The organism is Algoriphagus ratkowskyi, assembly GCF_002150505.1.
Classification (GTDB): domain Bacteria; phylum Bacteroidota; class Bacteroidia; order Cytophagales; family Cyclobacteriaceae; genus Algoriphagus; species Algoriphagus ratkowskyi.
Map to the genome: position 1 here is coordinate 189,062 of NZ_MSSV01000004.1, position 12,733 is coordinate 201,794.

Annotated in this window: 20 protein-coding genes; all 20 read left to right on the plus strand. The window is 40.1% G+C overall.

The window, feature by feature from the left end; genetic code table 11:
* The first annotated feature begins 1 nt into the window (after position 1).
* On the plus strand, positions 2-559 hold the full coding sequence (gene rplF / locus BVH02_RS06310) for a 50S ribosomal protein L6 (RefSeq protein WP_086500295.1): 558 nt from the start codon (positions 2-4) through the stop codon (positions 557-559).
* 6 nt (positions 560-565) lie between these two features.
* Complete coding sequence (gene rplR / locus BVH02_RS06315; RefSeq protein WP_086500298.1) at positions 566-916, plus strand: 50S ribosomal protein L18; 351 nt, start codon at positions 566-568, stop codon at positions 914-916.
* 6 nt (positions 917-922) lie between these two features.
* Positions 923-1,441, plus strand: coding sequence for a 30S ribosomal protein S5 (gene rpsE / locus BVH02_RS06320; RefSeq protein ID WP_086500300.1), 519 nt, complete (start codon positions 923-925; stop codon positions 1,439-1,441).
* 5 nt (positions 1,442-1,446) lie between these two features.
* Entirely contained in the window at positions 1,447-1,626 is a 180-nt protein-coding gene (gene rpmD, locus BVH02_RS06325; protein ID WP_086500303.1) for a 50S ribosomal protein L30, read from the plus strand.
* Positions 1,627-1,628: 2 nt separating this feature from the next.
* On the plus strand, positions 1,629-2,075 hold the full coding sequence (rplO, locus tag BVH02_RS06330) for a 50S ribosomal protein L15 (protein WP_086500305.1): 447 nt from the start codon (positions 1,629-1,631) through the stop codon (positions 2,073-2,075).
* 4 nt (positions 2,076-2,079) lie between these two features.
* On the plus strand, positions 2,080-3,399 hold the full coding sequence (secY, locus tag BVH02_RS06335) for a preprotein translocase subunit SecY (RefSeq protein ID WP_086500307.1): 1,320 nt from the start codon (positions 2,080-2,082) through the stop codon (positions 3,397-3,399).
* Between the two features lies 1 nt (position 3,400).
* Complete coding sequence (gene map, locus BVH02_RS06340) at positions 3,401-4,174, plus strand: type I methionyl aminopeptidase (protein WP_086500310.1); 774 nt, start codon at positions 3,401-3,403, stop codon at positions 4,172-4,174.
* Between the two features lies 1 nt (position 4,175).
* Entirely contained in the window at positions 4,176-4,394 is a 219-nt protein-coding gene (gene infA, locus BVH02_RS06345) for a translation initiation factor IF-1 (RefSeq protein WP_057939437.1), read from the plus strand.
* Between the two features lie 7 nt (positions 4,395-4,401).
* The gene (rpmJ, locus tag BVH02_RS06350; protein WP_075349342.1) at positions 4,402-4,518 is read left to right on the plus strand and encodes a 50S ribosomal protein L36; all 117 of its coding nucleotides are present in this window, start codon (positions 4,402-4,404) and stop codon (positions 4,516-4,518) included.
* A gap of 3 nt (positions 4,519-4,521) precedes the next feature.
* Positions 4,522-4,899: a 30S ribosomal protein S13 gene (gene rpsM / locus BVH02_RS06355; RefSeq protein WP_086500312.1), complete on the plus strand. Its 378-nt coding sequence runs from the start codon at positions 4,522-4,524 to the stop codon at positions 4,897-4,899.
* Between the two features lie 15 nt (positions 4,900-4,914).
* Positions 4,915-5,313 carry a 30S ribosomal protein S11 gene (gene rpsK, locus BVH02_RS06360; RefSeq protein ID WP_057939435.1) on the plus strand — a complete coding sequence of 133 codons (399 nt, stop codon included), beginning with the start codon at positions 4,915-4,917 and terminating at the stop codon, positions 5,311-5,313.
* Between the two features lie 18 nt (positions 5,314-5,331).
* A complete protein-coding gene (gene rpsD / locus BVH02_RS06365; RefSeq protein WP_086500314.1) occupies positions 5,332-5,937 on the plus strand; it encodes a 30S ribosomal protein S4 in 606 nt (201 codons plus the stop codon).
* 39 nt (positions 5,938-5,976) lie between these two features.
* Positions 5,977-6,966, plus strand: a complete 990-nt coding sequence (locus BVH02_RS06370; protein WP_086500317.1) for a DNA-directed RNA polymerase subunit alpha — start codon at positions 5,977-5,979, stop codon at positions 6,964-6,966.
* A gap of 6 nt (positions 6,967-6,972) precedes the next feature.
* A complete protein-coding gene (rplQ, locus tag BVH02_RS06375; protein WP_086500319.1) occupies positions 6,973-7,533 on the plus strand; it encodes a 50S ribosomal protein L17 in 561 nt (186 codons plus the stop codon).
* A gap of 119 nt (positions 7,534-7,652) precedes the next feature.
* Positions 7,653-8,750 (plus strand): glutamine-hydrolyzing carbamoyl-phosphate synthase small subunit, encoded by a 1,098-nt coding sequence (gene carA / locus BVH02_RS06380; protein ID WP_086500321.1) that lies wholly within the window; start codon positions 7,653-7,655, stop codon positions 8,748-8,750.
* 22 nt (positions 8,751-8,772) lie between these two features.
* Positions 8,773-10,053, plus strand: coding sequence for a phosphopyruvate hydratase (eno, locus tag BVH02_RS06385; RefSeq protein WP_086500323.1), 1,281 nt, complete (start codon positions 8,773-8,775; stop codon positions 10,051-10,053).
* Between the two features lie 103 nt (positions 10,054-10,156).
* Positions 10,157-10,444 (plus strand): FtsB family cell division protein, encoded by a 288-nt coding sequence (locus BVH02_RS06390; RefSeq protein WP_086500325.1) that lies wholly within the window; start codon positions 10,157-10,159, stop codon positions 10,442-10,444.
* The gene (locus BVH02_RS06395) at positions 10,425-10,976 is read left to right on the plus strand and encodes a hypothetical protein (RefSeq protein ID WP_086500327.1); all 552 of its coding nucleotides are present in this window, start codon (positions 10,425-10,427) and stop codon (positions 10,974-10,976) included. The genes BVH02_RS06390 and BVH02_RS06395 overlap by 20 nt, the downstream gene beginning before the upstream one ends.
* A gap of 19 nt (positions 10,977-10,995) precedes the next feature.
* On the plus strand, positions 10,996-11,841 hold the full coding sequence (locus tag BVH02_RS06400; protein WP_086500329.1) for a serine O-acetyltransferase: 846 nt from the start codon (positions 10,996-10,998) through the stop codon (positions 11,839-11,841).
* Complete coding sequence (gene cysM / locus BVH02_RS06405) at positions 11,828-12,703, plus strand: cysteine synthase CysM (protein ID WP_086500331.1); 876 nt, start codon at positions 11,828-11,830, stop codon at positions 12,701-12,703. Before BVH02_RS06400 ends, cysM begins: the two co-directional genes overlap by 14 nt.
* Positions 12,704-12,733: the final 30 nt, after the last annotated feature.

Consider the following 12,733-nt stretch of genomic DNA (forward strand, 5'->3'; position numbering starts at 1 on the left):
CATGTCTAGAATAGGTAAAAAACCAATAAATATACCCGGCGGTGTTACTGTAGACGTCACAGACAAAGGTACTGTGACTGTTAAAGGTCCAAAGGGTACACTGGTGCAGGATGTTAATCCTGATATCACAGTGAAAGTAGAAGATAACGAGATCGTTGTCACTAGACCTACAGATTCCAAAAGACACAAGTCTATTCACGGTCTTTACAGATCACTTATCAACAATATGGTGATAGGTGTGTCTGAAGGATACAAGAAAGATTTGGAGCTTGTGGGTGTAGGTTATAAGGCGTCTAACCAGGGTCAGATTCTTGAATTGAATCTTGGTTACTCTCACAACATCTTTATGTTGCTTCCTGAAGAGGTTGCGATTAAAGCTGAGACTGCAAAAGGTAAGAATCCAATCATTACCTTAGAATCGATAGATAAAGAATTGATTGGACAAGTTGCCGCAAAAATCAGATCATTGCGTAAGGTTGAACCTTACAAAGGAAAAGGTGTGCGCTTCGTTGGTGAACAAGTTAGACGTAAGGCTGGTAAAACTGCCGCTAAAAAATAATAGGTTATGGCATTTAATAAGAATTCCAGAAGACTTAGAATCAAGCAGGGTATCAGAAGAAAAATTTCTGGTACTGATTCCAGACCTCGTTTGTCAGTTTTCAAAAGTAATACTGGCATATACGCTCAGCTTATCGATGACCTTAAAGGTCAGACCGTGGCACAGGCTTCTTCCAAAGAATTGGGAGCAAAGGCTAACGCTAATGTATCAGTATCCAAAGAAGTAGGTAAAAAACTTGCTGAAAGAGCTGTTGCAAACGGAGTAGACTCCGTAGTATTTGACAGAAATGGCTACTTGTATCATGGGAATGTGAAAGCTTTGGCAGAAGGTGCCAGAGAAGGAGGCCTTAAATTTTAATAAGCTATGTCTCAACTAAGAAGAAAGCCTATCAGGGCTACAGATACAGATTTAAAGGAAAAAGTAGTAGCTATCAACCGAGTAGCCAAAGTGGTAAAAGGTGGTAGAAGATTCTCTTTTTCAGCAATTGTTGTAGTGGGTGATGGCCAAGGTGTTGTTGGTTACGGATTGGGTAAAGCCAGTGAAGTAACTGATGCAATTACTAAGGGCATTGAAGATGCAAAGAAGAACTTGGTCAAAGTACCAATTTTGAAAGGCACAATACCTCACGAGCAAATTGGTAAATTCGGTGGAGGGTTTGTTTTGATCAAACCAGCTGCACCAGGTACAGGCGTTCTCGCTGGTGGTGCTATGCGTGCAGTTTTGGAGAGTGCTGGCGTTACAGACGTTTTGGCAAAATCCAAAGGATCATCTAATCCTCACAACGTGGTAAAAGCTACAATAGAAGCTTTGGTACAGCTTAGAGATGCGATCGCTGTTTCACAACAGAGAGGCGTTAAAATGTCAAAAGTATTTAACGGATAATCATCATGGCTAAGATCAAAATCACGCAAACCAAAAGTACCATCGATAGACCGAAAGATCAAAAAGCAACTATTACTGCTCTAGGTCTTGGTCGTATCAGCAAATCAGTTGTCGTTGAAAACACGCCTCAGATTGCCGGTATGGTAAATAAAGTTAATCACCTTGTAAAAGTGGAGGAAGCTTAATTATGAAACTGCATACATTAACACCAGCTGAAGGATCTACCAAAAATCGAAAGAGAATTGGTAGAGGTACAGGTTCAGGTAGAGGTGGAACTTCTACAAGAGGTCACAAAGGAGCTAAATCAAGATCAGGCTATAAGTCTAAATTAGGTTTTGAAGGCGGTCAAATGCCTCTTCAGAGAAGAGTTCCTAAGTTTGGATTCAAAAGCTTGAATAGAGTTGAGTTCAAACCAGTAAATTTGGATACATTGCAAGGCCTTGCCGAGCAGTACAATCTTGAAGCAGTAAACATGGAGACTTTGATTTCTCATGGTATCGCTTCTAAGAATGACAAAATCAAAATCCTCGGTGGAGGTGAATTGAATTCCAAATTAGACGTAACTGCTCATAAATTTTCTGGAACTGCAACAGCAGCTATTGAGAAAGCGGGCGGAACGGTAAACACAATTTAATTTAATGAAAAAGTTTATTTCGACAGTTAAGAACATTTTCTCTATCGAAGACCTTAGAGTTAGAATCATGAATACGATCGGTTTTTTGATCATATTCAGATTGGGGTCGTTCATAGTTCTTCCAGGTGTGGACCCTTCTCGTTTAGGAGAAGCTCCTGAAGGTATCTTTGGATTGATCGATACATTCCTTGGTGGAGCGTTCAGTAACGCATCTATCTTCGGGCTAGGCATTATGCCATATATTTCTGCTTCCATTGTGTTGCAGTTATTGACTGTCGGAGTACCATATTTTCAGAAAATGCAGAAAGAGGGTGAGTCTGGGAGAAAGAGAATCAACCAGATCACTCGAGTTTTGACTATCCTGATTACAGTTGCACAAGGTATCGGTTATGTTTCCGCTACTATCATGCCTACAGGAGCAGTAATGGTAGATCCTGTCTTATTTATGTTTAGTTCTTTGGTTTTACTTTCTGCAGGTACCATGTTTTGCATGTGGCTTGGAGAGAAGATCACGGAGAAAGGCATTGGTAATGGTATCTCTATGTTAATCATGATTGGTATCATTTCTAGGTTCCCTGGTGCTATTATAGCTGAAGGTTTAGAGAAAGGTACTTCAGGAATGTTGCTTCTTATTATCGAGGCAGCTGTACTGTTCTTCGTGGTAGTTGGGGTTATTGCCTTAACTGAAGCTACAAGAAGAATCCCTGTACAGTACGCCAAGCAAGTAGTGGGTGGCAAAGTTTATGGTGGACAAAGACAGTATATCCCTATAAAGGTGAATGCTTCTGGTGTTATGCCAATTATCTTTGCTCAATCTTTGATGTTCGTCCCTGCACTTATTGCGCAGATCTGGGCTTCCGAGAATGATATTGCTAACTACATTGGAGCTACTTTCAGTGATTTCACATCATGGCAATACAATCTGCTGTTCGCACTAATGATCATCTTATTTACCTTCTTCTACACTGCTATTACAGTTAATCCTGAGCAGATAGCTGAAGATATGAAGAGAAATGGAGGATTCGTTCCAGGTATAAAGCCAGGAGCTCCTACTTCGGAATTTATCGATGGAATTATTTCTAAGATTACACTTCCTGGATCTATACTCTTAGCTGCGGTAGCTATACTTCCTGCTCTTGCTATTATATCTGGAGTAGGTGGTGAATTTGCTCAATTCTATGGTGGCACATCTCTACTGATTATGGTAGGTGTTATCATGGATACACTTAGACAGATTGAAAGTTACTTGTTGATGAGACATTACGAAGGCATGATGAAGAGTGGTAATGTGAAGAATAATCCTTCAAATTACCAAGTTGCCTAAGATGATCAATTACAAGACTTCTGAGGAAGTTAAGTTAATAAAAGAAAGTGCCGACATACTAGCCAAAGCCCACGGGGAAGTAGCGAAACATGTCAAGGAAGGGGTAAAGACCTCTTTTCTAGATAAAATTGCTGAGGAGTTTATCAGGGATCATGATGGAGTACCTTCTTTTAAGGGCTACAATGGGTTTCCTGCTTCACTATGTATTTCTGTGAATGAAGTAGTAGTACATGGTTTTCCCAGTAAATATGAATTGAAAGATGGCGATATAATCTCAATAGATTGTGGAGTCTTTCACCAAGGTTTTCATAGCGATTCCGCTTATACATATCCTATTGGTGAGGTCTCTCCTGCTATTAAAGCTTTATTGAAAGCCACCAAAGATTCACTTTACGTTGGAATTGAGCAAGCTGTTTTTGGAAATAGGATCGGTGATGTGGGTAATGCCATTCAGAAGTTCGTAGAAGCGAGAGGCTATACTGTAGTCAGAGAGCTTGTTGGACATGGATTAGGCAGAAATCTACATGAAGGTCCTGAGGTTCCCAATTATGGAAAGAAAGGAAGCGGACCTTTGCTGAAAGATGGAATGGTGATCGCTATTGAACCCATGATTAATCTTGGTACACGAAATATTGTCCAAGAGCGGGATGGATGGACTATTCGTACAGCGGATAGAAAACCTTCAGCACATTATGAGCATACAGTAGCGATATTTGAAGATAGAACAGAGGTACTTACCTCTCATAAATACATAGAAGAGAATTTTAAATTCTAATATGGCCAAGCAAACATCAATAGAGCAAGACGGTACGATTAAGGAAGCATTGTCTAATGCGATGTTCAAAGTGGAACTAGAGAATGGGCATCAATTGATCGCCCATATATCTGGTAAGATGAGGATGAATTATATAAAGATTCTTCCTGGTGATCGAGTTAAGTTGGAACTGTCTCCCTATGATTTGAGTAAAGGCAGAATTGTATATCGATATAAATAAGACTGAGATGAAAGTAAAAACATCCATCAAGAAAAGAAGTGTTGACTGCAAGCTAATCCGTAGAAAAGGAGTTTTGTATGTCATCAATAAGAAGAATCCTAAGTTTAAACAAAGACAAGGTTAAATTATGGCTAGAATTGCAGGTGTAGACATACCAGACAATAAGCGTGGCGTAATCGGACTTACCTACATCTTCGGATTAGGTAGATCTGCAGCCAAAGCTATCCTGACCAAGGCCGGTATCTCTTTCGATAAAAAAGCAGGTGAGTGGGATGACGATGAGTCAACCTCCATCCGTAATATTATCGCGGAAGAGTTCAGAACCGAAGGTGTATTAAAGTCAGAGATCCAATTGAACATCAAGCGACTACAAGATATTGGTTGCTATAGAGGTTTGAGACACAGAAAAGGACTTCCAGTTCGTGGTCAACATACCAAGAACAACGCCAGAACAAGGAAGGGTAAGAGAAAAACAGTTGCAAACAAGAAAAAAGCAACTAAATAAAACCTGATTTAGATTATGGCTCAGAAAAGAAACGATAAAGCAAAGGGTAAAAAAAGAGTAGTAAAGGTTGAAGCTGTAGGGCAGGCTCACATCAGAGCGTCCTTCAACAACATTATTATCTCTCTTACCAACAATGCAGGTCAAGTAATATCTTGGGCTTCTGCCGGTAAAATGGGTTTCAGAGGTTCAAAGAAAAATACTCCTTACGCAGCACAGATGGCGGCGCAAAACTGTGGACAAGTAGCATATGACTTAGGTTTGAGAAAAATCGAAGTATTTGTAAAAGGTCCAGGATCTGGTCGTGAATCAGCGATCAGAACATTGCAAAATGTAGGATTGGATGTGACTACGATCATCGATGTGACTCCGATGCCGCACAACGGCTGTCGTCCACCTAAGCGTAGAAGAGTTTAATCATAAAATTGTAATACAATGGCTAGATATAGAGGTCCTAAAGCAAAGATTGCCAGAAAATTTGGCGAGGCTATTGAAGGACATAGCAAAGCACTTGCAAAGAAAAATTACCCTCCTGGTCAACATGGTAGAGGTAGAAGAAAAAAGCAGTCTGAATATGCAATCCAACTTGCTGAGAAGCAAAAAGCAAAATACATCTACGGTGTATTGGAGAGACAGTTCGCTAAGATGTTTGATATTGCTTCCAGAAAATCTGGAATCACCGGTGAAAACCTTCTTCAGCTTCTAGAAGCAAGATTGGATAACACGGTATATAGAATGGGAATCTCCCCTACCAGAAGAGGTGCTAGACAACTAGTTTCTCACAAGCATGTGCTTGTAAACGGTGAGGTGGTTAATATTCCTTCGTTTACACTTAAGCCAGGTGATGTAGTTTCTGTAAGAGAAAGATCAAAGTCTCTAGAAGCAATCACTAATAGCTTAGCAGGTAGAGGTGCTAATAAATATTCCTGGTTAGAGTGGGATGGCACATCATTGACCGGCAAATTCGTCAGTGTTCCAGGCAGAGATGATATTCCTGAGAATATCAAGGAGCAGCTCATTGTCGAACTATACTCTAAGTAATATTTTAATATTTTCAGCTTTTAAAAAAGAACGAGATATATGTCCATACTAGCATTTCAAATGCCCGAGAAAGTGGTGATGGAAAAAGCCGATGATTTTCATGGCCTATTCACATTCAAGCCACTTGAAAAAGGCTATGGAGTTACAATTGGTAACGCCCTGAGAAGAATATTGCTTTCTTCTTTGGAAGGTTATGCCATCACTGCCATCAAAATTCCTGGTATAGTGCATGAGTTTTCGACCATCGAAGGTGTAGTTGAAGACGTTACAGATATTATTTTGAACCTTAAGCAGGTGAGATTCAAGAAAGTGCATGACGCATTTGACGGGAAAATCACTGTGGAAATCAAGAATCAATCTGTTTTCACTGCCGGGGACATTGCTAAGTTCACTTCTTCTTTCGAAATCTTGAACCCAGAGTTGGTTATATGTCATATTGACGAAACCAAAAACTTTGAGATCGAATTGACGATGGAAAAAGGAAGAGGGTATCTACCAGCTGAAGAATCCAAACCAAAAGAACAAATTTTCGGTACTATCGCTATTGACGCAGTTTTCACACCTATTAAAAATGTGAAATACAGTGTTGAAAATACGCGTGTAGAACAGAAGACTGACTTTGAAAAATTGATCATGGAAGTTTCCACTGATGGCTCTATCCACCCAGAGAAAGCCCTTCAGGAATCTGCCAAAATCCTTATCCAACACTTTATGTTATTCTCTGACCAAACGATGGTCCTTGATTCAACTGGAGTAGCAGAGCCGGAGCCAATTGACGAAGAATTCTTGCATATGAGAAAGCTTCTTAAGACTTCTTTGAGTGATCTTGACCTATCGGTTAGAGCGTTCAATTGTCTTAAAGCCGCTGATGTGAAGACTTTAGGTGACCTTGCCAAACTTGAAATTTCTGACATGATGAAATTCAGAAACTTTGGAAAGAAATCCCTTGCTGAACTAGAGCAACTGATCCAAGAAAAAAACCTGACTTTCGGGATGGATATTTCTAAGTATAAACTTGATGAAGAATAAATAATAATGAGACACGGTAAGAAATTTAACCACCTTGGAAGGAAGGCCGCTCATAGAAAAGCAATGCTTTCTAATATGGCAACTTCGCTGATTCTTCACAAGCGTATCTCAACCACGCTTGCCAAGGCTAAAGAATTGAAGAAGTACTTGGAGCCACTAGTGACTAGAGCTAAGGAAGATACTACACACAATAGACGTATGGCGTTTGCTTATTTGAAAAATAAGGAAGCGATAATCGAACTATTTGGTGAAGTAATCTCTAAAGTAGCTACTCGTCCAGGTGGATACACCAGGATTATTAAAACTGGTTTTAGATTAGGTGATAACGCTGAAATGTGTATCATCGAATTGGTAGACTTCAACGAATTGATGTTGAAAGACGCTAAACCTGCTAAGAAAACTACCAGAAGATCTCGTAGAGGCACTGGTAAGGCTGCAGAGTCTGAAGAAACCGCAAAAGCAGAAGTTGCTCCAGCTAAAGAAGAAGCTCCTGCAAAGGATGCTGAAGAGCCTAAAGCTCCTGAAGCTTCAGCTGATTCTGCTGAGGAAGAAACTGATAACAAATAAGTTGATCAGTCACTTCACGATATTGAAAGGATTGGACATTTGTTCAATCCTTTTTTTATACCCTTTTCATTAAACTTCCTTCCCAATAAATTTTTAACTTTGGGCAATTACTAAGCAAAATGATCAAACAAAAAGCAACTTTACTCTTAGCAGATGGAACTGTTTTTCACGGTTCCTTAATCGGTAATCCAGGTACAAATGGTGGTGAGATTTGCTTCAACACCGGAATGACTGGCTATCAGGAGATCTACACAGATCCATCCTATACTGGACAAATCATTGTGAATACTACTTCTCACATCGGAAATTATGGTGTGATCGACGAAGAGGTGGAATCTGATCACCCAACTATCGGAGGTATTGTAGTAAATACCTTTTCAGATGTTTTTTCACGGCTCGATGCAGCAGGATCTCTTCAGGATTATCTAGTGAAAAATGGTGTCACAGGGATTGCAGATATAGATACTAGGCAACTAGTACGACATCTTCGCTCGAAAGGTGCCATGAATGCTATTATCAGCTCTGAATTTGAAGATGATCTGGATGGCTTGCAAGCACGTTTAGATAAAGTTCCAAATATGGATGGCTTGGAACTATCTTCCACTATCTGTACTCAAGTCCCCTATTTCTATGGAGATGAGAATGCGTTAATCAAAGTGGCCTGTATGGATTTTGGGATCAAAAAGAATATCCTAAGAAATCTGTCTGATCGTGGTGTGTATTGTAAGGTTTTTCCTGCAAAAGCAACTCTTGCTGAAATGGAAGAATGGGCACCTAATGCTTATTTTCTCTCTAATGGCCCCGGCGACCCTGCAGTCATGGACTATGCGGTAAAGACAACTACGGATATTCTAGCAACAGGTAAGCCAGTATTTGGAATCTGCTTAGGACATCAGCTTATGGCGGAATCTTGCGGTATTTCTACCTATAAAATGCACCATGGACATAGAGGTCTGAACCATCCAATTAAAAATCTTGTCACAGGAAAAAGTGAAATTACTTCACAAAATCACGGATTTAATATCTCTCGTGAGGACACGGAACAAAACCCAGATGTTGAAATCACTCATGTTCACCTGAATGATAATACTGTCGCAGGTATTCGTCTCAAAAACAAGCCAGCCTTCTCTGTTCAATACCACCCCGAGTCGTCTCCAGGACCTCATGATTCACGTTACTTGTTTGACGATTTTATTTCTTTAATCAAAAAAAATTAATACCCTTAAACCTTTTAAAACTATGACCTTGATTCAATCAATTCATGCAAGACAAATCCTCGATTCAAGAGGAAATCCTACTATAGAAGTAGATGTTTACACCGAAAATGGAGCTTTCGGTCGTGCAGCTGTACCTAGCGGCGCATCTACAGGCATCAACGAGGCAGTAGAGCTTCGCGATGGTGACAAGGGTGCCTACATGGGTAAAGGTGTTATGAAAGCTGTTGCTAATGTAAATGACATCATCGCTTCTGAACTTGTTGGCTTTGACGTGTTCGAACAAAATATGATCGATCAGATTATGATCGACCTTGATGGTACTCCAAATAAAGGAAACTTAGGAGCAAATGCAATCCTAGGTGTTTCTTTGGCAGTAGCAAAAGCTGCAGCGATGGAGTCTAACCAGCCTCTATATAGATATATCGGTGGTGTAAATGCAAACACATTGCCTGTGCCGATGATGAATATCATTAATGGTGGTTCTCACTCCGATGCGCCTATCGCATTCCAAGAGTTTATGATCCGTCCAGTTGGAGCTCCAACTTTCTCAGAAGCTATGAGAATGGGTACGGAGATCTTCCACAACCTTAAGAAAATTCTTCATGACAAAGGTCTTAGCACTGCAGTAGGTGATGAAGGTGGATTTGCACCTAATTTCTCTGGAGGAACTGAAGAAGCCCTTGGAAGCATTTTAGATGCTATTGAAAAAGCTGGATACAAAGCTGGCGATGATGTTACTATCGCATTGGATTGTGCTGCATCTGAGTTCTTTGTAGATGGAAAATACGACTACACTAAATTCGAAGGTGCTACTGGTGTGATTAGAAGTAGAGAAGAGCAAGTTGCTTACCTTACTGAGCTTACTGAGAAATATCCTATCGACTCTATCGAAGATGGTTTCGCTGAGGAAGATTGGCAAGGATGGGCTATGCTTACTGCCAAAATCGGTGATAAAATCCAGTTGGTAGGTGATGATCTTTTCGTAACGAATGTAAAGTTCCTTAAAAGAGGAATCGAAGAGAAGTCTGCAAATTCTATCCTGATCAAAGTAAACCAAATCGGAACATTGACAGAAACGATTAATGCAGTGAATCTTGCTCACAAAGCAGGATTTACAGCGGTAATGTCACATAGATCTGGTGAAACTGAAGATTCAACTATCGCTGATCTAGCTGTTGCATTGAACTGTGGACAAATCAAGACAGGTTCAGCTTCCAGATCTGATCGTATGGCTAAGTACAATCAATTGCTTAGAATAGAAGAGCAATTAGGTGATGCTGCTATTTTCAACGGTAAGTTCTAAGTAGAACTTTATAAAAGTTATATGTAAAAGGTACAGCTCGCATCAGCGGGCTGTCTTTTTTTTGCATCATTTTTGTACCTTGAAGCATAAATACAATCGGATTATGAGCAAATACCTTAAGTACACTAAGAATTTCTACTTTCTCGGATTTGTCTTTTTCTTGTTTTGGATGATTTTCATTGATTCTAACAATGTGGTTAATCAAGTGAAACTGAGCAGTAAGCTAGGTCAACTCCAAGACCAAAAGGAATTTTATCTGGAGAGAAAAGAGAAAATCAAAGTTGAACGGGAGGAATTAATGAGTAATCCAGAACTCTTGGAGAAATTTGCGCGTGAAAAGTACCTAATGAAAAAAAACACTGAAGACCTCTATGTCATTGTTAAAAAGTAAATACCTGCTCTTTTTTTTACTTGCTTTAGGCCTGTCACAAACTTCCTCATTTGCGCAGAGAGAAATATACGCTGAAGATTCCGTTCCATTCAAAGATCGCTTGTATTATGGAGGTAATTTTGGGATGCAATTTGGATCAACGACCTTAATAGAAATTTCTCCTATTGTTGGCGTTATGATCACTCCAAAGTTTTCTTCAGGTGTAGGGATTACCTACCAATACTTTAAGACTAATTATTACTATGAAGGTGAGTCTACGTCTTATGGTGGTAGAGTCTTTTCTCGCTACAATATTCTGCCAAATATTTTTGCTCATGCAGAATTTGAAAGCATAAATTTTGACAATAATATTTTCGGCACGAATGAGTTTGAACGTATTTGGTCAAATGCATTGTTTCTCGGTGGAGGGTATTTTGCCCCTTTCGGACGTAGAGGAGGAGCTAATTTCACATTTCTATACAATGTGCTTCATGACAATCTTCGCTCTCCCTATGGTGAACCATACGTGATCCGTGTTGGTTTTGTGCTGTAGATATAACAAACATATTTTCATGGATTCTTTTGTTTCAAAACTTCATAAAGCACATCAAGATTGCACTGAATGCCCTTCCCCAAAAGTAATCCAGCGGTTTTTTGAAGATTTGCTAGGCTTACTTTTTCCAGAATTTACAGTTGAGAAAATCAATAGTAAATCACAGATAGAGGCTTCATTGGATCGATTGAAAGCTGAGCTAGCCATTATTTTAGAGAAGAACCCGCACTTGCATAGTGGGGTAGGTTCGAAATTGGCAGAAGCTTTTTTTCAAAATTTAGAACAAATTTTTGATTGGATTCATCAAGATGTTGATGCTATGTATGCAGGTGATCCTGCAGCTAAGTCTCGGACAGAAATTCTAAGAAGTTACCCAGGGTTCTATGCCATATCAGCCTATAGGTTCGCGCATGCATTACATGGGCAGGGAATTCATCTGATACCAAGAATGATTACCGAGTTTGCGCACAGTCGCACAGGTATTGACATTCATCCCGGTGCTACGATTGGTCAGTACTTCTGTATAGATCATGGAACTGGCGTTGTGATAGGCGAAACAACTATCATCGGAGATCGCGTGAAAGTATATCAAGGAGTTACACTTGGAGCCTTAAGTGTGGATAAAGCAGATGCGGATATTAAGAGACATCCTACCATAGAAAATGACGTGGTAATTTATGCAGGAGCAACCATTTTGGGCGGAAATACAGTAATCGGAAAAGGTAGTGTAATCGGTGGAAATGTCTGGCTCACTAAAAGTGTTGCTGCAGGAAGTAAAGTCTATTATCAAACACAAATGTATCATGCAGGTTCTGATGTGACTGATATGTATGTTTTCAAAAACGATCAAGATGAAGTTATTTGAACTAATTGGAAATACCCCATTGATAGAACTGGGACATATTTCTGTAAACGAGAAGGTTAAGATTTTTTGTAAGCTTGAAGGGCAAAATCCAGGAGGCAGTGTAAAAGATCGCGCAGCTTATAATATGCTTAGGAGTGCCATAGAGCGTGGTGAAATCAAATCTGGCGATAAGCTGGTGGAGGCGACGAGTGGCAATACTGGCATTGCTTTGGCGATGGTTGCTAAAGTTCTAGGATTGGACATGACACTGATCATGCCTGACAATTCCACCAGAGAGCGAGTGATCTCAATGGAGGCTTATGGTGCAAAAGTTATTTTAACTCCCGCAGCCAAGACAATAGAGTACTCCAGAACACTCGCGGAGCAGATGAGTAGAGAAGGCTACTTCATGCTTGACCAGTTTGGCAACCCCGACAACTACCTAGCTCATTATAAAACTACCGGCCCAGAAATATGGGATGCTACGGATGGTGCAGTTACGCATTTTGTGTCAGCCATGGGCACTACTGGTACAATCATGGGAGTTTCTAAATATTTGAAAGAAAGAAACTCTGCTATTCAGATTGTAGGTACTCAACCAACCGATGGGTCAAGTATTCCAGGGATCCGAAGATGGTCACCTGAGTTCTTGCCTAAGATATTCGATCCAAGCAGAATAGATCAAGTTATTGACGTCAGTGAGCAACAAGCCACTGAGATGACACGCAGAATGGCCAGAGAAGAAGGCATACTTGCAGGAATGAGTAGTGGAGGAGCATTGCATGCTGCAATAGAGCTATCCAAAACCTTGAAAGAGGGAGTGATCGTTTGCATCACCTGTGATAGAGGAGATCGGTATTTAAGTTCTGACCTATTTGGTTGACAAAAAAATCATTTTCATTACCATAGGTGA

What these genes read in the sequence shown, in the direction of transcription:
- cysM (WP_086500331.1), top strand. Translation starts at nt 11,828, where the DNA reads ATGAAGTTATTTGAACTAATTGGAAATACCCCATTGATAGAACTGGGA.
- BVH02_RS06390 (WP_086500325.1), top strand. Translation starts at nt 10,157, where the DNA reads ATGAGCAAATACCTTAAGTACACTAAGAATTTCTACTTTCTCGGATTT.
- rpmD (WP_086500303.1), top strand. Translation starts at nt 1,447, where the DNA reads ATGGCTAAGATCAAAATCACGCAAACCAAAAGTACCATCGATAGACCG.
- rpsE (WP_086500300.1), top strand. Translation starts at nt 923, where the DNA reads ATGTCTCAACTAAGAAGAAAGCCTATCAGGGCTACAGATACAGATTTA.
- rplQ (WP_086500319.1), top strand. Translation starts at nt 6,973, where the DNA reads ATGAGACACGGTAAGAAATTTAACCACCTTGGAAGGAAGGCCGCTCAT.
- infA (WP_057939437.1), top strand. Translation starts at nt 4,176, where the DNA reads ATGGCCAAGCAAACATCAATAGAGCAAGACGGTACGATTAAGGAAGCA.
- rplR (WP_086500298.1), top strand. Translation starts at nt 566, where the DNA reads ATGGCATTTAATAAGAATTCCAGAAGACTTAGAATCAAGCAGGGTATC.
- carA (WP_086500321.1), top strand. Translation starts at nt 7,653, where the DNA reads ATGATCAAACAAAAAGCAACTTTACTCTTAGCAGATGGAACTGTTTTT.
- rplF (WP_086500295.1), top strand. Translation starts at nt 2, where the DNA reads ATGTCTAGAATAGGTAAAAAACCAATAAATATACCCGGCGGTGTTACT.
- BVH02_RS06370 (WP_086500317.1), top strand. Translation starts at nt 5,977, where the DNA reads ATGTCCATACTAGCATTTCAAATGCCCGAGAAAGTGGTGATGGAAAAA.
- eno (WP_086500323.1), top strand. Translation starts at nt 8,773, where the DNA reads ATGACCTTGATTCAATCAATTCATGCAAGACAAATCCTCGATTCAAGA.
- secY (WP_086500307.1), top strand. Translation starts at nt 2,080, where the DNA reads ATGAAAAAGTTTATTTCGACAGTTAAGAACATTTTCTCTATCGAAGAC.
- rplO (WP_086500305.1), top strand. Translation starts at nt 1,629, where the DNA reads ATGAAACTGCATACATTAACACCAGCTGAAGGATCTACCAAAAATCGA.
- BVH02_RS06395 (WP_086500327.1), top strand. Translation starts at nt 10,425, where the DNA reads ATGTCATTGTTAAAAAGTAAATACCTGCTCTTTTTTTTACTTGCTTTA.
- rpsM (WP_086500312.1), top strand. Translation starts at nt 4,522, where the DNA reads ATGGCTAGAATTGCAGGTGTAGACATACCAGACAATAAGCGTGGCGTA.
- BVH02_RS06400 (WP_086500329.1), top strand. Translation starts at nt 10,996, where the DNA reads ATGGATTCTTTTGTTTCAAAACTTCATAAAGCACATCAAGATTGCACT.
- rpsK (WP_057939435.1), top strand. Translation starts at nt 4,915, where the DNA reads ATGGCTCAGAAAAGAAACGATAAAGCAAAGGGTAAAAAAAGAGTAGTA.
- rpmJ (WP_075349342.1), top strand. Translation starts at nt 4,402, where the DNA reads ATGAAAGTAAAAACATCCATCAAGAAAAGAAGTGTTGACTGCAAGCTA.
- rpsD (WP_086500314.1), top strand. Translation starts at nt 5,332, where the DNA reads ATGGCTAGATATAGAGGTCCTAAAGCAAAGATTGCCAGAAAATTTGGC.
- map (WP_086500310.1), top strand. Translation starts at nt 3,401, where the DNA reads ATGATCAATTACAAGACTTCTGAGGAAGTTAAGTTAATAAAAGAAAGT.